We start from the raw sequence: 18143 nt of genomic DNA, 5'->3' as shown, positions 1-18143 counted from the left end.
ATGACTCCTTGACCTATGCGAGGAGTCATTGTTTTTTTGAAGAGACCAAAACCAGAGGTGAATTACAAACATGCTTAGTGATACTATTGCCGCTGTATCGACAGCCTTGGGCGAGGGCGGTATTGCCATCATCCGGGTTAGCGGACCGCAGGCAATCCCCCAAGTGGCCCCTTTGTTCAAAAGCCGTATCCCCCTTACGGAAGCTGATTCTCATACGGTGCATTATGGACATATCGTAAGTCTGCAGGACGGGGAACAGCTGGAAGAGGTACTGGTAACCGTCATGAAGGGACCACGCTCCTTTACCACGGAGGATGTGGTGGAGATCAGCGCCCATGGCGGTGTAATCTCTGTAAGAAGAGTAATGGATCTGCTGCTGCAGCAGGACATCCGGCTGGCCGAGCCGGGAGAGTTCACAAAGCGTGCCTTTTTGGGCGGACGGATTGATCTCTCGCAGGCCGAGGCCGTAATTGATCTGATTCGTTCCAAGTCGGACCGGGCCTTCTCGGTTGCCCTCAAGCAGGTTAGCGGCTCGTTATCCGCACGTATTCATGAGCTTCGGCACACGCTAATTGAGACACTGGCCCATATAGAAGTGAATATTGATTACCCCGAGCATGATGTGGAGTCCTTAACTGCCGATTTCATCAAGGATAAGAGTCAAGAGGTTATGCAAGGCATAGATAAGCTGCTTCGAACCGCCAATGAAGGAAAGATTCTGCGCGAAGGGATTACGACAGCTATTGTGGGCAGGCCCAATGTCGGGAAGTCCTCGCTGCTGAACGCGCTTGCCCGCGACAACAAGGCGATTGTGACCGACATTCCGGGAACAACGCGTGATGTGATAGAAGAGTATGTAACGATTAATAATATCCCGCTGAAGCTGCTGGATACTGCGGGTATCCGTGAGACGATGGATGTGGTGGAGAGAATCGGTGTGGAGCGCTCGAAGGCGGCTTTCAGCGATGCGGATCTGATTCTGCTGGTGCTGAATGCCAATGAGGAGCTTCATGAGGATGAACTGGCACTGATGGAACAAATCCACGGTAGACAAGCGCTGGTCATCATGAATAAAATGGACTTACCGTCCCGTCTGGACACGGGGAAGCTGCGCTCCTTTTTCGATGAAGCGAGTATTGTACCGATGTCGGTGCTGGAAGAGGAAGGACTCGATAGACTGGAAGAGGCGATCTCCGCACTGTTCTTCGGAGGCAAGCTGGAATCTGGCGATCTGACTTATGTAAGCAATGTAAGGCATATAGCCTTGCTTAAGAAGGCACATAAATCACTACAGGATGCCTATGAAGCAGCGGAGATGCTGATTCCTATAGATATGATACAGATTGATGTCCGTCTGGCCTGGGAGCAGCTCGGGGAGATTATTGGAGATACGGCGGCGGATTCGCTGCTGGACCAGATCTTCTCGCAATTCTGCTTGGGCAAATAAGAAGGAGGAACCGTTATGAATTATGATGGAGGCAGCTATGATGTTATCGTCATCGGCGCCGGTCATGCCGGCTGCGAAGCAGCTCTGGCTGCTGCACGGATGGGCTGCCGCACACTGATGATCACAATTAACCTGGATATGGTGGCCTTCATGCCATGTAATCCATCGATTGGCGGACCCGCTAAGGGCCATGTGGTGCGTGAAATTGATGCACTCGGCGGAGAAATGGGCCGCAATATAGACAAGACCTTCATTCAACTGCGAATGCTTAATACAGGCAAGGGGCCTGCGGTTCATGCTCTGCGTGCACAAGCCGACAAGTTCCTCTATCAGCACGCAATGAAAGAAACGATGGAAAAGACTCCTAACCTGACTCTGCGCCAGGGGATGGTGGAGGAGCTGATCGTCGAAGACGGACGCTGCGCCGGAGTGGTGACGAAGACAGGGACGGTGTATCACAGCAAGACCGTTATTCTGACAACGGGAACCTACCTGCGCGGCAAAGTGATCATGGGTGAGCTGACATATGAGAGCGGACCAAATAATCAGCAGCCGTCCGTACGCCTGTCCGAGAATCTGCGCGAACTGGGGTTCGATTTGGTCCGCTTCAAGACCGGAACGCCGCCGCGTGTCCACAAGGATTCGATTGATTTCTCCAAGACAGAAATCCAGCCGGGCGATGAGAAGCTGAAATTCTTCTCTTTTGAAACCAAATCCTCGGATAATGAGCAGTTGCCTTGCTGGCTGACCTACACCTCCCCGGTTACTCACCAGATCATTAATGACAATCTGCACCGGGCGCCGATGTTCACGGGTATTATTGAAGGAACGGGTCCGCGTTATTGCCCTTCCATTGAAGATAAGGTTGTCCGGTTCAGTGATAAATCACAGCATCAGATCTTCCTGGAGCCGGAAGGTAAAAACACATCGGAATACTATGTACAGGGTCTGTCGACAAGCCTTCCTGAGGATGTGCAATTGGCGGTCCTGCGGTCTATTCCCGGTATGGAGAAGGTAGAGATGATGCGCAACGGCTATGCCATTGAATATGATGCCATGGTTCCGACGCAGCTCTGGCCGTCTCTGGAAACCAAACGTCTGCCGGGACTATTCACTGCGGGACAAATCAACGGTACCTCCGGCTATGAAGAAGCGGCAGGGCAGGGGGTTATTGCCGGTATCAATGCAGCGCGTAAAGTACAGGAGAAAGAGCCGGTCGTGCTGGATCGTTCGCAGGGTTATATTGGCGTTCTGATCGATGATCTTGTCACTAAGGGAACGAATGAGCCTTATCGCCTGCTGACTTCCCGTGCGGAATACCGGCTGCTGCTCCGTCATGATAATGCGGATCTCCGCCTGACACCAATCGGTTATGATATTGGGCTGATTACAGAGCAGCGCTATGAAGCCTTCCTTGATAAGAAGGGCCGGGTCGACCGTGAGATTATCCGTCTGCAGGAGACAAAGGTCAAACCGGTTCAAGTGAATGAAGCGCTAGCCAGTTATGGATCTGCACCGATTGTTGACGGAAGCAATCTGCTGACCTTAATGCGCCGCCCTGAGCTAGCCTACAGTTTCGTGGATCTGATCTCTCCTTCTCCAGAAGAGCTGGATGAAGAGATGAAGGAGCAGGTGGAGATTCAGATTAAGTATGCCGGCTATATTGAGAAACAGCTTCTGCATGTGGAGAAGCTTCAGAAGATGGAGAAGAAGAAGATTCCAGACGACATCAACTATAATGAGATTCATGGACTGGCAATGGAGGCCCGGCAAAAGCTGACCAAAATCGCTCCCATCTCCATTGGGCAGGCTTCGCGTATCGGAGGCGTTACCCCGGCAGATATCTCGATTCTGCTGGTCTATCTGGAGCACTATAACCGTGTAACAGCGGCGAAAGGATAACCTATGGATACAACGGTAGCTGAGTTCACCGACCTGCTCAAGGAGCATGGGCTGGAACTCTCAATGAAGCAGCTTGAACAATTTGAACTCTATTATCAGGAGCTGGTCTCCTGGAATGAGAAGATGAATCTAACCGGGATCACAGAGCGGAGCCAGGTATATACCAAGCACTTCTATGATTCTTTATCTTTAGCCTTCTACGTGAATATGCAGGAGACGAAGAGTCTTGCTGATATTGGTTCAGGGGCAGGGTTCCCTGGTATTCCGCTAAAAATATGCTTCCCGGATCTTAAGCTGACGATTGTGGATTCACTTAGCAAACGGATCACCTTCCTGCAGCATGTCTGTGATACCCTGGGGTTGAAGGGTGTACAGCTCATTCACGGCCGGGCAGAGGATGTGGCCAGACAGTTTGTTCACCGGGATGCTTATGATGTAGTTACTGCCCGTGCGGTGGCCCGTTTATCGCTTCTGAATGAATTCTGTCTGCCATTCACCCGCAAGGACGGCATCTTCGCTGCCATGAAGGGGAGCGATCCGACGGAGGAACTGCAAGAAGCCAAGCGCAGCTTCAAGGAGCTGCGTGCTGAACTGCACAAGGTAGAATCCTTCAGTCTGCCGGTGGAAGAATCTTCCCGGCATATCATTCTTGTACGTAAGACTGGGGCCACACCGTCCAAGTATCCGCGCAAGCCCGGCGTACCTGCGAAGTCGCCGCTCATCTAATTGTTTCACGTGAAACAACATTTGACAGTCTTCTGTTATAGTGGATCAAGCTCATCTTTAATGAGCTTGGTCTTTTTATTTGTGCGGAAAGCTGCTCTAGTTCAGGCTGGTGTGCAGGAAAAATAGGTCATTATGGAGAATAGGATTATTAGCAGAAAAGTGATAGAATAATATAGTAAGACTTTTAATAGATGTGATCAGAATAAATGCCAGGCCGTCTTTTAAGAGAAGTGGCTCAGAATGACTTAGGGATACTTTTCTTACGCTGTACGATAAGCTTTTCGCATGAAAGGTTAAGATGATCGTACTATAACGAAATTAGGTGGTTATGAACGGAATGAAAGAACAATTCACCAAGCTTTTTGGATTTACCGAGCGGAGCAGCGGAGAAGAGATCAAACAAATCCCGGTTCATGAGGTCATCAGCAGTCCGTATCAGCCACGGACGATTTTCGATGATGAGAAGATCGACGAGTTGTGTCAGACTATCAAAACTCATGGCGTGATCCAGCCGATCGTTGTGCGTATGCGTGATTCCCAGTATGAGATTATTGCAGGCGAAAGACGCTGGCGGGCAGTTAAAAAGCTGGGCATGGACACCATTCCGGCACTTGTCCGCGAATTCAATGATTCACAGGCTGCATCGATCGCACTGATAGAGAACTTGCAGCGTGAGGGCTTAACCTCTATTGAAGAGGCGATCGCGTATCAGAAGCTGATTGACTTGCATCAATTGACCCAGGAGAGTCTGGCTCAGCGGCTTGGCAAAAGCCAATCCACCATTGCCAACAAAATCCGTTTGCTGAATTTGCCTGAACAGGTCAAAACTGCTTTAATGGAAAGAAAAATCACCGAGCGTCATGCACGCTCGCTCTTGTCGCTGGACACTGAGGAGATGCAGCTTAAGGTTCTGGCTGAGGTTATTTCCAAAGAATTGAATGTAAAACAAACAGAAGCACGTATCGCCTTCTACAAGGCCGTTACCCAGACCAAAAAATCAAAACGGACCTCCTATACCAAAGATGTCCGTCTCGCTCTTAATACAATTCGTCAATCTATAGACATGGTGACCGGCTCAGGAATGGAGATTAAGACCTCCGAGAATGACCGCGGAGATCATTATGAGATTGTGATCCAAATTCCAAAACGATAATGGCAACAAAAGCTGAAGGCGGCCCTGAGGTGTTGGCCGCCTTTTCTATGACTAGCTCCGAACGTTATCACATATACACTCTAAGGATAAGTTGTTGTCTATTTGCTTATTTACCTACATCTCCGCAAACGTGATGCCGTAGATCCAGATTATTATGCCGTTAACAGCTAAGAACTACAAGATGATTCTTTCTAAACAATTCGAGGTGAAATAAGTGTCCAAGATTATTGCCATAGCAAATCAAAAAGGCGGGGTAGGTAAAACAACAACCTCTGTGAACCTGGGTGCCAGCATGGCTACTCTGGGGAAGAGAGTGCTGCTTGTTGATATTGATCCGCAAGGCAACACTACGAGCGGCGTTGGCGTCAACAAAGCGGATGTAGAAAATTGCATTTACGATATTCTTATTAATGAAGTGGATCCGCAGGATACAATACAGGAGACCCGGATTGAGGGCCTTCATATTATTCCGGCAACCATTCAGCTGGCAGGAGCAGAGATCGAGCTGGTCTCCACGATATCGCGGGAACTGAAGCTGAAGAAGGCACTGAATGCAGTGAAGGCGAATTATGATTACATCATCATAGATTGCCCGCCATCATTAGGGATTCTTACCATTAACTCTCTAACGGCTGCTGACTCAGTGATTATCCCTATACAATGCGAATATTATGCGCTTGAAGGATTAAGCCAGCTGCTCAACACTGTACGACTGGTTCAGAAGAATCTTAATCCGCATCTCAAAATAGAGGGAGTATTGCTCACGATGCTGGATGCCCGGACGAATCTCGGGATTCAGGTTATCGAAGAAGTGAAAAAATATTTCCAGGAAAAGGTATACAGAACGATTATCCCGCGTAATGTACGCCTAAGCGAAGCCCCTTCACATGGACAGTCAATTATTACCTACGATTCCCGTTCCAAGGGAGCGGAAGTATATTTAGAGTTGGCAAAGGAAGTGATCTCTTATGAGTAAGCGTTTGGGGAAAGGCTTGGATGCATTAATACCTTCTCTGTCGATCAATGAAGACGATAAGGTAGTAGAGATTCCGTTGACGCAGCTTAGAGCCAATCCTTATCAGCCGCGCAAGGATTTCAATGAAGAGGCCATTCAGGAGCTTGCAGAATCCATAAGACAGCATGGTGTGATCCAGCCGATCATTGTTCGCAGTGTTTTGAAAGGGTATGAGATTATTGCCGGGGAACGCAGATTCAGGGCCTCGCAATATTGCGGCAAAGCTACGATTCCGGCAGTGGTCCGCAGCCTCAGTGATCAGCAGGTGATGGAGATTGCCCTGATCGAGAACCTGCAGCGTGAGAATCTTAACGCGATGGAAATAGCGGTTGCTTATCAAGGACTGATGGATCAATTCTCACTAACTCAGGAAGAGCTTTCTCTTAAAGTCGGAAAGTCCAGATCGCATATCGCCAACTTTTTGCGGCTGCTTAGCTTGCCGGAAGAAGTGAAGGATTATGTTTCACGTGGAACAATTTCGATGGGGCATGCCCGGGCAATTGTGGCTCTGAAAGATCCGGAGGTCATCAAGCAATTGGCTGCCCAGTGTGTGGAGCTTCAGTGGAGTGTTAGAGAACTGGAAGAGGTAGTGAAGAATCTCGACCGCAAACCGGCTAATGGAATTAAGGCCAAGGTTGTGAAACGTGATCCTTATATTGATAATGTAGAGGAAGTATTACGGGAGCGATTCAAGACAACAGTCAAAATTAAACAAGGCAAGGAAAAAGGGAAAATCGAATTAAACTATTACAGTGCCCAAGACCTGGAAAGATTGCTGGAGCTGCTGGGGAACTGATTTGGATATTTGTACCGAAGACATATCCTGAGATATCCTTAATACGGATATGGAGGGGTATGTTTTTTAAATCGAAAAGAGGGAGGGTGGAAGATGGAGAGGCTGGTATATCTCGATCACGCAGCTACTTCGTGGCCCAAGCCGCCGGAGGTGGCTGCAGCTATGGTGGAGGCCTTGGAACAGTCAGGGGCCAATGCCGGGCGGGGCAACCACTCACTGGCTATCGGGACGGGGCGGGTATTAGTTCGTGCACGAATGCTGCTGGCAGAGTTGTTTGGTGTAGCGAATGCTCAGGATATTGCGTTCACCCATAACACAACTATGGGGCTAAATATGGCTATTAAGGGTACACTTCAACCAGGGGATCATGTCGTTTCAACGATGACAGAGCATAACTCAGTGCGCAGACCCTTGGAGTATTTGCGCCGGAGCATCGGGATTGAAGTGGATTATATACAGGCGGACCGCGAGGGCCAAATCAATCTTCACGAGCTCCAGCGTTCTCTGCGTCCTAACACCCGGATGGTGATCTGCAATCATAGTTCCAATCTGCTGGGAAGTATTCTGCCGATTGGGGATATCGGTGACATAGTGAAATCGCATGGGGCTGTGTTCCTGGTAGATGCCGCTCAAAGTGCAGGGGCGCTTAATATTAATGTGGCGGCTATGAATATTGATCTGCTGGCATTTCCGGGACATAAAGGGCTGCTCGGTCCGCAAGGGACCGGGGGGCTGTATATCTCTCCTGGGATGGATCTGGAACCGCTGATGCATGGAGGGACTGGCAGTCAGTCGGAGAACAGCGAGCAGCCAAGTGTTCGCCCGGACCGTTATGAGGCAGGGACACAGAATGCCGTCGGAATAGCTGGTCTGCTGGCTGGCGTGAAGGCGGTTAAGGCGCTGGGAGTGGAACAGATTCATATGCAGGAATGGAAGTTGACACAACTGTTGATGGAGGGCTTGGCTGCTATTCCGGGCATGCGGATTCTGGGTCCGGCACCGGGCGCTCCACGCAGCGGAATTGTGGCTTTTGTTGTAGAGGGGCAGGAGTCGGCGCATATTGCCCACCGGCTGGACCGCGAATACCAGATTGCTGTGCGGGCAGGAATGCACTGTACACCGCTGGCCCATCAAGCAGCGGATACTCTGGCTAGCGGAGCGGTAAGGGCGAGTGTGGGAGTCAGTTCCACGGAAGCGGATGTTCAGCGGCTGCTGTTAGCCATGGACGAAATGTACGGCGTATCGCGTTCAAGCTAATAAGTGGATAAGGATTCAGGTGGATTATACAGGTCGGTGTCGTTACAGCGTGGGAATTCTTATTTTTGTATAAAGGATGATTCAACATGTCGGAGTTAAATGAAATCATAAGCGAGTATTTATCGGCGTTCATCATGGGCTTTGCCGGAGTAATCATACTGATGGCCATTATGATGATCGTCCAGGGTGCCAGGCTTCGCAGAATGCGGAGCCGGTACGAAGCCATGATGGGTGGGAATGGCATAGAGGATCTGGAGAATCTGCTGGTCAACCTGAAGAATCAGGGGGATATGCTGGAGGAGGTCCAGCTGGAGCAGAAGACACTGCTTGAAGCGGCACATACCAAAATGCGCGGCATGAAGTCGAAGGTGGCCATGAAGCGCTATAATGCTTTTGGAGAACGCGGTAATGACCTGAGTTTCTCGCTTGCCATTCTGGATGACAACCACAGCGGGATTGTGCTGAGCAGTCTGCACAACCGCGAGAACTCATATATCTATGCTAAGCCGATTGAACAGGGAGAGACCCCGTATGCTCTGTCACCGGAGGAGAAGGAAGTTATTGCTCTCGCGTTGCAGCAGATCTAGCATGCAGGTTCCACTGCTTCAAGGCAGAGTATAGGCTGGATGAAATAATATCCGACAAGCGCATCACCAGGCTTAATCTGGTGTTCTGCAATACGAAATATTCCATGAATCCTCCCACATTAACGATGCCGGTCAAATGGATATCGCCAACGGGGGGAAGCTGCTTGTTGACCCCTGCGCCAGGACGCAGCGGACCTTCAACCACCTGAATGCAGCCGACGCTGGTGGACTGGCCGAGGCAGGCGTCAATGGCGATGATGAACGGGTTGGCATGCTTTTGGTACACAAGGCTAACTGTCTCTTCCAGGTTAATGGCATGTACCGGCTCCTCCAGCGTTCCGTAGAGATGGAACAGCGGGCTGTGAAAGCGGGCCAGTGTCGTGCCGACCAGGGGGCCAAGAGAATCGCCGGTCGAGCGGTCCGTGCCCACGCAGATAATGACAATGGGCGTATCCGGACGGGTGCGCGAAAAGTGGAACAGCAGACGGTGGGTAATGGCAGAATAGATATTGGGGTCGGCATGTGATATTTTTAAACAGGATGGTTCTTGCAGCGGTGGAGCTTTGGAAGAGAAATTCATATAATCGTCCTTTCTGAGGCGGCGACTGCAAATCACGGGAAAATCAGCTAAAAAGCAGAGTCAGGCTGCCAGGCTGCTGATTACGCAAGGCTTACGTCCGCGGGAGCGTGTTCTGATGATCCTAGTATATGGATGGAAGTGGTTTTTTATACTATGGCGGCAATAGATAGGACCAATAGCCCAGAGGAGGCGTGGAGTGTGGAGGAGGAACTGCTGCTAGCGTTTGATTCGACCCAGCAGGCGCTGCGCGCCGAGATGCTGCTTGAATATGCGGAGATCGAAATCGATATCTTCCCTACGCCCAAGGAGATCACCGCCGGCTGTGCGATGTCGATCCAATTCTACCGGAGTGCGCTGGATGAGGTAAGGGTCCTGGTCGAAGAGCAGAACGTAGAGATCCGGGGGATCTTCGCCAAGGCCGTTGAGGGTGCAGGGTATGTGGAAATAACGGAGAAGGAGGGGTTTGATGATTAACAGCTTACTGGCGGCCGACGGCGTTGACGGTGTTGTTAATGATGCCGTCCGCTTCAAAGATAAATTATGGGACTGGTTCACCAATACGGATATGTGGGCCGCGGTCCTGTTTTCGGGAATCAGAATTCTCATAATTTTCATTCTGACCCGGGTGATTATCAAGGTGGTCTCCAATGTGATTGACCGGTCGCTTGAGCGGGAGACGAGGGGGAGGGCATTAGTCAATAACCGGCGCTTCTCCACGGTCGGCGGACTGATGAAGAATGTGGTTACCTTCTTCTGTAACTTCACCATGATTCTGCTGGTTCTGTCGGAGTTCAACTTCGATCTGAAGCCGCTGCTCGCCGGAGCAGGGGTAGTCGGGCTGGCTATAGGGTTCGGCGCACAAAGTTTGGTCAAAGATGTGATTACGGGCTTCTTTATTATTTTTGAGGACCAGTTTGCAGTCGGGGATGTTATCCAGAGCGGAACCTATAAGGGAACGGTAGAGATGATTGGCCTGAGGACGACCAGACTGCTAAGTGCTACGGGCGAGGTACACATCATTCCTAACGGCACGATTGTTAATGTGACGAATTATTCGTTGGCGAATGCACTGGCTGTAGTAGATGTTCCGGTTAAAATCGAACGCGGGCTCGAAGCCACCCTGGCACTGATCGGCGAGGCGCTTCAGGGCATCGAGGAACGCAGCTCCAGTGTCATTGCCTACCCTAATATTCTGGGAATCCAGTCGATGAGCACCTCAGAGTATGTCATCCGCATAGCGGCGAATTGCCTGCCTAATGCCAGAGACGCTGCCGAGCGGCAGATTCAGAATGATATCAAGCATGCTCTGGAGAAGCAGAGCGCCCTGGAGGCTGCTAAGGCCGAGCAGGAGGCGCGTGAGCAGGCGGAGAGGGAGGCAAGAGAGGCTGAGACGGCCCGTGAGCAGGAACGCATAGAGGAAGCCCGTAGAGCCCGTGAGGAGCAAGAGACCAGCCCAAGAAGGCAGGTAGCTGCTGCGCAAGAGGCAGAGGAGGGGGAAGAGTAATGGAACGCAAGGTATTCGGGCTGGGTGATATTGTGCAGATGAAGAAGCAGCATCCCTGCGGAAGTAACGAGATGGAGATTATCCGTATGGGGATGGATATCCGGATTAAGTGCACCGGCTGTCAGCACAGTGTCCTCATTCCCCGCGCCAAATTTGAAAAGAATCTGAAGAAGGTCCTGCATTCAGCGGATAGTGGAGCGGAGAATAATTAAGCTGGCGCAGGAAGCGAAACGCAAATGAATAACGCTTGCAATTGTGCGATTAGCATGATATGATAATTCTTGCTGCGGAGAGGTACCCAAGAGGCCCAAGGGGGCTGACTCGAAATCAGTTAGGCGTGTCAAAGCGTGCGTGGGTTCGAATCCCACCCTCTCCGCCACTTCAGCAATTATATTCTTAATTTATGAGACCTCCGTTCTGATACGGGGGCTTTTTTGTTATATAAGAAAGTATAGTTTCTGTGTATTGTGGGGAAATAACGGTTTTATACGGAAGACTATAATTAGGCAAGTGGCATCGATGTATGCGGAAAACCGAATACAATCAGCAGCCAAAAAGGTGCATATGTCGGATGTACGGGGATAAGACAACAGCATCTGTCATCCTTTAGGGTGATTTTGTGTTTGTTGATCTTCAACGCAAAAAGAGAGACCTTCGCAGGTCTCTCTTCCAGAGGCAGTACATCAATGACGTTCGGAAATCTCTGTCTATAGCTACTACTGTGATTGGGTAATGCCAAAGCTGTTACTCCTTTTTACAGAGCCAGCCTCACTCTCCCCGGGTACGATAGCTGCTGAATTCAGAATCCCTGTGATCGTGTTCGTCTGCGACGTTCAACGGAACCACACCTCTCTTTTGTACTGCCTGGGTCTAGTATGCGCAGCCTTCAAGGTTTTATACCTGGCTGCTGAAATTAATGGACACGGGCCTTCTCGACTTTTTTCCACTTGCGGTTCTGGTTGCTGGTCTCCGGGAAGGTGTCGCCTTTCTCCATTGTAATGCGCTTCGGATTCTGAATCTCCGTGTGGAAGCTCCGCGCTTCGCCTACCTCGGTGTAAACGCCCGGGTTGGGGGCTTTGTCGCCCTTTTCATGCTCCGTCTGTTCGCCCATTGGTGAATAACCTCCTGTTATCGAATGATGAAGCTGTTATATTGTGGCCTTGACGATGAGGGATTACTCAGAGGTTCTTTCGGAATCCGCCAACATTTTTTTGGGGTCCAGCATCTGGTACGTATTAATAAAACTTGCAATCCTCTGCTGGGTTTGGTATATTAATTTGGTGCGAGTCTATGTTTGTGCTCGTTCCTTGCTCCTGACCTGATCAGGGGCCGCAGACCATAAGGAGGTGAAAATTATGCGCAAATATGAAGTCATGTACATTATTCGTCCTGACATTGAACAAGAAGCCGTTCAAGCAGCAGTCGAAAAATTCCAAGGCATCATCTCCAACGGCGGAGAAATTACAAAGCACGATGTGCAAGGTAAACGCCGTCTTGCGTATGAGATCAAGAAACATCGTGATGGCGTTTTTGTTTTGGTTAACTTCAATGCAGAACCTGCAGTAGTTACTGAGCTTGAGCGTATCATGAAGATTTCTGACGAAGTAATTCGTTATCTCATTACGAACGACGTTGCCTAAGATATTGACAAGCTTTGTAACGAATCGCGCTATTAAGGAGGGGACCTAATTGTTGAACCGTATCATTCTGATCGGTCGGTTGACCCGTGACCCGGAACTTCGTTATACTCCTGCTGGTGTTGCCGTAACACAGTTTACGCTTGCCGTAGACCGTAACTTTACGGGCCAGAATGGTGAACGCGAGGCGGACTTTATCCCGGTAGTAACCTGGAGACAGCTGGCTGAGACCTGTGCCAATTATTTGCGCAAAGGAAGACTGGCAGCCGTGGAAGGACGCATCCAAGTACGGAATTACGAGAATAACGAAGGCAAACGTGTATACGTTACTGAAGTTATTGCCGATAATGTCCGTTTCCTGGAATCCGCGCAGAGCCGTGAAGGCGGAAATGCATCAAGTGGTGGAAGTATGCCTGAAGAGCCAGCCTTCGGTGGCGGCGGTAACGGCGGGAACAGTGCTCGCGGAAATGGCAACAACAATAATTTCTCGCGTAACAACAATACCCAAGATCCTTTTTCGGGCGATGGAAAACCGATCGATATATCGGACGATGATTTGCCATTTTAATAAGGAAGGACTGAACTGAACATGGCTTTCAAACCAAGAGAAGGTGCGGACAACGACAAAAGACCGGCACGTCGTGGTGGACGCAACAAGCGTAAAAAAGTGTGCTATTTCACTGTGAACAAGATTACTCACATTGATTATAAAGACACTGAGCTTCTTAAGAAGTTCATCAGCGAACGCGGAAAGATCTTGCCGCGTCGTGTAACGGGTACAAGTGCAAAATACCAACGCGCTCTGACTATTGCTGTAAAGCGCTCGCGTCAAATCGCGCTGCTGCCTTACACAACAGAATAGGACGTTTTATGAAGCAGCCGGCTAAGCCGGCTGCTTTTTGTATGGGATAACCCATAATTGACAAACGGATTCTAGGTGTAGTAAATTACAGGTATCCTATAACTAAAGGGGAAATTTTGATGTTGGTGAGCGTTCTTAACTAAGCAATTTCATATCGTTCCGGCTGTTAGCCGCCGCATGCTCTGATTTTGCCGGGGGCATGTCTTGTTGGAGTCTGTCCTGATGACATCTCTGACTGAGTAGACTGCGGGCTGCTGGAATGAATGATTTAGTTAAGAACACACGCGAAGCGTCATGATGGCCTCTTGATCCGGCTATTGTTCTCTTTGTGATTAACCGTGCTCTTGCAGCACGGTTTTTTCTGTTTTCAGTCGTCTTCCCGTAAGGGGCGGGACTCTGAAGCCAAAGAGAAGCAGCAGCAAAAAGAGGGCGAAGACTGCCGTGGTGGCGGTTCTTTGCCCTCTTTTTGCGTTTTGCGCAGTGGATTGGGATAAGAAATATACTTGTATACAAGGAGGAACTCAAGTTGAATCTGCAAAGTCTGCACACATTGGAATATGAGACAATTAAGCAGGAATTGATGCGTCATGCGGTATCTTATGAGGGAAGAAGGGTTGTCAGAGAGCTTCAGCCAATGATCTACCTGCCGGCGATACACCGGGCGCTTGAGGAGGCGCAAGAAGCGAAGGAGCTGCTGGAGCGCGGAGCCAGTGTGCCGATTCCCTCGCTGGAGGGCATTGAATGGGTGCTGTCACTGCTCGGGACCGGCTATATGTACAATGAGCAGGATTTCACCGCAGTCTCGCTGTTTCTGAACAGCTGCGGACAGCTCAGGAAATACATGGCCGCCAAGGAGCAGATAGCGCCGCGCATCGCCGCTTACGGGGCATCCCTTCAGGAGCTGAATAGGGTTCGGGACGAGATAGAACGGTGTATCCGGCTGGGCGTCATTGATGACCACGCCAGCAAAGGACTGGAACGGGTCCGCAAACGGCTGGCAGTCGCCAAGGAGCGCCTGCACCGGAAGCTGGAGAGTATCATGAACCGCCACAAATCCATTTTACAGGAAAGTCTGGTCAGTATGCGCGGCGGGCGGTATGTCATTCCGGTGAAACGGGAGTATCACAAGCAAATTAGGGGCTCGGTGCTGGACCAGTCCACCAGCGGGCAGACGGTATTCGTGGAGCCGGATGAGGTGGCCTCGTTACAGGGAGAGATCGAGCTCCTGACTGCTGACGAGGCCCGCGAGGAAGGAATAATCCTGAGTATGCTGACAGGGCTGATAGAGCAGGAGCAGGCCGCTATCCGGCTTAATATTGAGGTGACGGGCATGTATGACTTTATTTTCGCCAAAGGGAAGGTTGCCCGGGTAATGGATGCGGGGCCGGTTGCACTGAACGAACGCGGTTATGTAAGGATGAATGGAGGCCGTCACCCCCTGCTGAAGGATATGGTGCCGGTCAGTCTGGAGCTCGGTCAAGGGTATAAATCGCTGATCGTGACCGGGCCGAATACAGGCGGCAAGACGGTGGTGCTCAAAACCCTGGGCCTGCTCGTATTAATGGCGCAGTCCGGCCTGCTGGTACCGGTTGATCCCGGCAGTGACTTCGCGGTCTTCACCAATGTAATGAGCGTTATCGGAGACGGACAGAGCCTGACACAGTCCCTAAGCACCTTCTCGGCACAGATGAAGAGTATTGAAGGAATGCTCTATGATGCCGGCAGAGGCGTGCTGCTGCTGATTGATGAGCTGGCTGCCGGCACAGACCCTGGTGAAGGGTTCGCGCTGTCCATCGCGATTCTGGAGGAGTTGAACCGAAAGGGGGCTAATATCGTGGTAACGACCCACTTCAATGAGCTGAAGGCCTTCGCGGCGGCAACGGCAGGCTTCGAGAATGCACGGATGGAGTTCGATAAGAACACGCTGCAGCCGCTGTATAAGCTAACGATTGGCGAAGCTGGCGAGAGCTACGCGCTGCAGATCGCCGAGAAGCTGGGTATTGTCCATTCCGTTATCGAGCGGGCCAAACAGCTTGTGACAGAGCAGCAGGGACACAGAGGCGGCCACAGCCCGTGGAAGGACGCTATCAGAGCTGCTGAGAGAGCTAAAGCAGCGCAGAATGAAATAACTGCAAAAGCGGATAGAACGGCTGAAGGACAGCAGGGAAACGTTGCATTACAGGAGGCGCATACTCCAGTACCTGAATTTGCGATAGGGGATGCTGTCTATGTCAGCTCTTTAGGGCGGACGGGAATTGTCTATGAGAAGAAGGACAGCCGGGGGAGGGTCGGAGTGATGATCCAGAAGCAGAAGCTGAGTATTAACCACAAACGGCTGAAGCCTTATCTGTCCAAGGAGGAGCTGTACCCCGAGGATTATGATTTTGATATTATTTTTGAGAGCAAGGAGACCCGGAAGAAGCGTAAGCTGATGCGGAAAAAGCATGTAGAGGGCCTGAGCATCATCCATCCGGGAGAGGAAAATTAAGGCGCTGCTGTAGCTGAAGTCTGCCCGTCAGGGCAGGCTTTTTTCAACACCGGAAGGGTTCTGGGCTGCCCCTAAATAAATTAAAGACTTCACTTTACAGTGAATATTGTATATCCTCTATAATGTGGAATAATTATTTGTCCATAATCTGCATAATAGGCATTACAGTAAAATCTAGTGTAGAAACCGCTTACATTACTGTGTGATCCAACCCGGGAGGGAAGAAATATATGTCAAACCGACTCATCGGCAGACTGATGCTACCGCTTGTGCTCTTGGTGGCATTGTCGGCATGCAGCGGGCCAAGCCCGGCCGTCAAGAATGTTGTGGCGCGCCTTAGCCAAACAGCCGATGAACCCATTACAGGCGGGACTGTGACCTTCGGCTACCCGTCCGCTTTTCAAGGGATCTTTGAACCGGCATTCTTCGAAGGAGAAGATGATTCCAATGTGCTGGAGTTCACCACTGAGGCGATGTTCACTGTGAAGGATGATTTGTCCACCGCTCCTAATATCGCCAGCTGGCAGGAGTCCGAGGATCATACGGTGTTCACATTCACCATTAAGCCCGGGGTCCGCTGGCATAACGGGGATGAGCTGACCGTGGAGGATTGGAAGTTTGCTCTGGAGACTATCGCCAGCCCGGAGTATACGGGTTCCAGATATTATAGCGTTGAGATGATCAAGGGCGCAGAAGCGTACCACCAGGGCCAGGCGAAGGAAATTACAGGGCTTAAGGTGATGGACCCGTATACGCTGCGCATTACAATGAATTCAGCACGTGTGAACGTGATTGATAATCTGTGGGCCTACCCGATGAACAAGCGGTACTTCGCGGGAGTGGCAGTTAAGGACATGCTGGACAGCGATCAGGTGCGCAAGCGGCCAATTGGCACGGGTCCGTTCATGGTAACCAGCATTGTGCCGGGCCAGACGGTGGAAATGAAACGGTTCGATAATTATTACAAGGGCGGAGCGCTTCTGGACGGGATTACTTATAAGGCGATCGACAGCAAGGATATTACCTCTCTGCTTGAAGCAGGAACTGTCGATATGGCGGCTTTGCCGCGTGATGCCTATGAGGCCGCAGGGCAATTGGATAACGTAGAGATTAGGGTCACACCAGGAATGTCGTTTGAATATATCGGGTTCAAGTTTGGACACTGGGATGAGACAGACGGTCAGGTGGTAATGGATAATCCCAAGTTCAAGGATAAACGACTGCGTAAGGCAATGTATTATGCACTTGACCGGCAAGGGATTCTAGATAAATATTCCTATGGCCTTGGGACGCTTATCGAGACACCTATCCCCAGCTCCAGCTGGGCCAAGATCGCGGATGAGGAGATCGACACCTATCCCTATTCTCCGGAAAAGGCTGGGCAGCTGCTGGATGAGGCCGGGTATCTGGATCTAGACGGGGATGGACTCCGCGAAGATCCCGGCGGCAAGAAGCTCGTTATTCACTATGATGCGATGAGCGGCAGCAAGACAGCTGAGGCCCGGACGGCAGCCATTCTCCAGAATTGGCGTGATGTCGGGCTGGATGTGCGGCTCAGCGGAGGAAGCCTCAAGGAGCTGAATACCTTTTATGAAGCTGTGGAGTCGGATGATCCGGCAGTGGAGCTGTTCAACGGCGTGTGGGGACTGGCCAGCGACCCTGATCCTTCGGGCCTATGGCGCGCTACCGATTCGTGGAATTACCCCCGGTGGACGTCGAAGCGCAGTGAGGACCTGATCCGGGAAGGGGTCAGCCTGAAGGCGTATGATAAGGACTTCCGGAAGGAAATCTATTATGAATGGCAGAAGCTGATCAATGATGAGGTTCCAATGATCTTTTTCGCTGAACGCTCGGATATTACTGCGGTGAATAAGCGCCTGCAGGGGGTAACAATGAACGCTTTAAGCAATATCATCAATCCGCAGAGCTGGTGGATTAAGGATACTGAATAGGCTAAGAGGACGGTCTGATCTGCTGTGTTAAGTGGCTGAACAGACTGTCTTTTTTTATTTTTTTTGGCTGAAAAAGAATCAAAACGCCGTTTGCTGCGTCATATACTTTATGGAATATAAGCGGCCTAAGTGTCAAAGTTGTCGTTATTTGTTGTTTCTTTTTAGTGGTGAAGTGATTACAATAGAAATATTGTTTATGTGTCAAAGCCGTTTTCCAGGTTTATTCTACAATTAGAA

At 50.5% G+C, this 18143-nt stretch carries 18 protein-coding genes and 1 tRNA gene; 17 read left to right on the top strand and 2 right to left on the bottom strand.

Annotation, left to right across the window (positions count from 1 at the left end):
- Positions 1-70 precede the first annotated feature (70 nt).
- The 8 genes from mnmE (at position 71) to MKY12_RS31940 (ending at position 8883) form a co-directional block, all read left to right on the top strand.
- A complete protein-coding gene (mnmE, locus tag MKY12_RS31975) occupies positions 71-1447 on the top strand; it encodes a tRNA uridine-5-carboxymethylaminomethyl(34) synthesis GTPase MnmE (RefSeq protein WP_339312193.1) in 1377 nt (458 codons plus the stop codon).
- 15 nt (positions 1448-1462) lie between these two features.
- Entirely contained in the window at positions 1463-3349 is a 1887-nt protein-coding gene (mnmG, locus tag MKY12_RS31970; protein ID WP_036728061.1) for a tRNA uridine-5-carboxymethylaminomethyl(34) synthesis enzyme MnmG, read from the top strand.
- A gap of 3 nt (positions 3350-3352) precedes the next feature.
- The gene (gene rsmG / locus MKY12_RS31965; RefSeq protein WP_076081916.1) at positions 3353-4075 is read left to right on the top strand and encodes a 16S rRNA (guanine(527)-N(7))-methyltransferase RsmG; all 723 of its coding nucleotides are present in this window, start codon (positions 3353-3355) and stop codon (positions 4073-4075) included.
- Between the two features lie 337 nt (positions 4076-4412).
- Entirely contained in the window at positions 4413-5228 is an 816-nt protein-coding gene (noc, locus tag MKY12_RS31960; protein ID WP_036728058.1) for a nucleoid occlusion protein, read from the top strand.
- 214 nt (positions 5229-5442) lie between these two features.
- The gene (locus tag MKY12_RS31955; protein ID WP_036728056.1) at positions 5443-6204 is read left to right on the top strand and encodes an AAA family ATPase; all 762 of its coding nucleotides are present in this window, start codon (positions 5443-5445) and stop codon (positions 6202-6204) included.
- Positions 6197-7039 (top strand): ParB/RepB/Spo0J family partition protein, encoded by an 843-nt coding sequence (locus MKY12_RS31950; protein ID WP_036728055.1) that lies wholly within the window; start codon positions 6197-6199, stop codon positions 7037-7039. Before MKY12_RS31955 ends, MKY12_RS31950 begins: the two co-directional genes overlap by 8 nt.
- A 93-nt stretch (positions 7040-7132) precedes the next feature.
- The gene (locus MKY12_RS31945) at positions 7133-8296 is read left to right on the top strand and encodes an aminotransferase class V-fold PLP-dependent enzyme (protein ID WP_339312191.1); all 1164 of its coding nucleotides are present in this window, start codon (positions 7133-7135) and stop codon (positions 8294-8296) included.
- Between the two features lie 86 nt (positions 8297-8382).
- Positions 8383-8883 (top strand): DUF4446 family protein, encoded by a 501-nt coding sequence (locus MKY12_RS31940; protein ID WP_209879288.1) that lies wholly within the window; start codon positions 8383-8385, stop codon positions 8881-8883.
- Here the strand turns inward: MKY12_RS31940 and yyaC are convergent.
- A complete protein-coding gene (gene yyaC, locus MKY12_RS31935) occupies positions 8855-9463 on the bottom strand; it encodes a spore protease YyaC (RefSeq protein WP_036728050.1) in 609 nt (202 codons plus the stop codon). The two genes, MKY12_RS31940 and yyaC, sit on opposite strands and share 29 nt — an antisense overlap.
- 198 nt (positions 9464-9661) lie before the next feature.
- Here yyaC and MKY12_RS31930 point away from each other — a divergent pair, with 198 nt between their 5' ends.
- The 4 genes from MKY12_RS31930 (at position 9662) to MKY12_RS31915 (ending at position 11346) form a co-directional block, all read left to right on the top strand.
- Positions 9662-9937: a DUF3343 domain-containing protein gene (locus tag MKY12_RS31930; protein WP_036728049.1), complete on the top strand. Its 276-nt coding sequence runs from the start codon at positions 9662-9664 to the stop codon at positions 9935-9937.
- Positions 9930-10967: a mechanosensitive ion channel family protein gene (locus MKY12_RS31925; protein WP_339312189.1), complete on the top strand. Its 1038-nt coding sequence runs from the start codon at positions 9930-9932 to the stop codon at positions 10965-10967. Before MKY12_RS31930 ends, MKY12_RS31925 begins: the two co-directional genes overlap by 8 nt.
- The gene (locus tag MKY12_RS31920; RefSeq protein WP_036728045.1) at positions 10967-11179 is read left to right on the top strand and encodes a DUF951 domain-containing protein; all 213 of its coding nucleotides are present in this window, start codon (positions 10967-10969) and stop codon (positions 11177-11179) included. Before MKY12_RS31925 ends, MKY12_RS31920 begins: the two co-directional genes overlap by 1 nt.
- 76 nt (positions 11180-11255) lie before the next feature.
- A tRNA-Ser gene (locus MKY12_RS31915) sits at positions 11256-11346 on the top strand.
- Between the two features lie 534 nt (positions 11347-11880).
- Here the strand turns inward: MKY12_RS31915 and MKY12_RS31910 are convergent.
- Positions 11881-12078, bottom strand: coding sequence for a YjzC family protein (locus MKY12_RS31910; RefSeq protein WP_339312188.1), 198 nt, complete (start codon positions 12076-12078; stop codon positions 11881-11883).
- A gap of 244 nt (positions 12079-12322) precedes the next feature.
- On the opposite strand from MKY12_RS31910, the gene rpsF reads away from it, so the two are divergent.
- The 5 genes from rpsF (at position 12323) to opp4A (ending at position 17906) form a co-directional block, all read left to right on the top strand.
- Complete coding sequence (gene rpsF, locus MKY12_RS31905; protein WP_036728042.1) at positions 12323-12607, top strand: 30S ribosomal protein S6; 285 nt, start codon at positions 12323-12325, stop codon at positions 12605-12607.
- A 49-nt stretch (positions 12608-12656) separates the two neighbouring features.
- Entirely contained in the window at positions 12657-13172 is a 516-nt protein-coding gene (ssb, locus tag MKY12_RS31900) for a single-stranded DNA-binding protein (protein ID WP_036728041.1), read from the top strand.
- A gap of 21 nt (positions 13173-13193) precedes the next feature.
- Positions 13194-13466 (top strand): 30S ribosomal protein S18, encoded by a 273-nt coding sequence (gene rpsR, locus MKY12_RS31895; protein WP_036699837.1) that lies wholly within the window; start codon positions 13194-13196, stop codon positions 13464-13466.
- A 526-nt stretch (positions 13467-13992) separates the two neighbouring features.
- On the top strand, positions 13993-15954 hold the full coding sequence (locus MKY12_RS31890; RefSeq protein ID WP_339312186.1) for a DNA mismatch repair protein MutS: 1962 nt from the start codon (positions 13993-13995) through the stop codon (positions 15952-15954).
- A gap of 230 nt (positions 15955-16184) precedes the next feature.
- Positions 16185-17906, top strand: coding sequence for an oligopeptide ABC transporter substrate-binding protein (gene opp4A / locus MKY12_RS31885; RefSeq protein ID WP_339312184.1), 1722 nt, complete (start codon positions 16185-16187; stop codon positions 17904-17906).
- Positions 17907-18143: the final 237 nt, after the last annotated feature.

The organism is Paenibacillus sp. FSL M7-0896 (assembly GCF_037975415.1).
Lineage (GTDB): Bacteria > Bacillota > Bacilli > Paenibacillales > Paenibacillaceae > Paenibacillus_AQ > Paenibacillus_AQ silagei.
The sequence above is the reverse complement of the archived record's forward strand: the minus strand, read 5'-3'. Positions and strand labels throughout refer to the sequence as shown.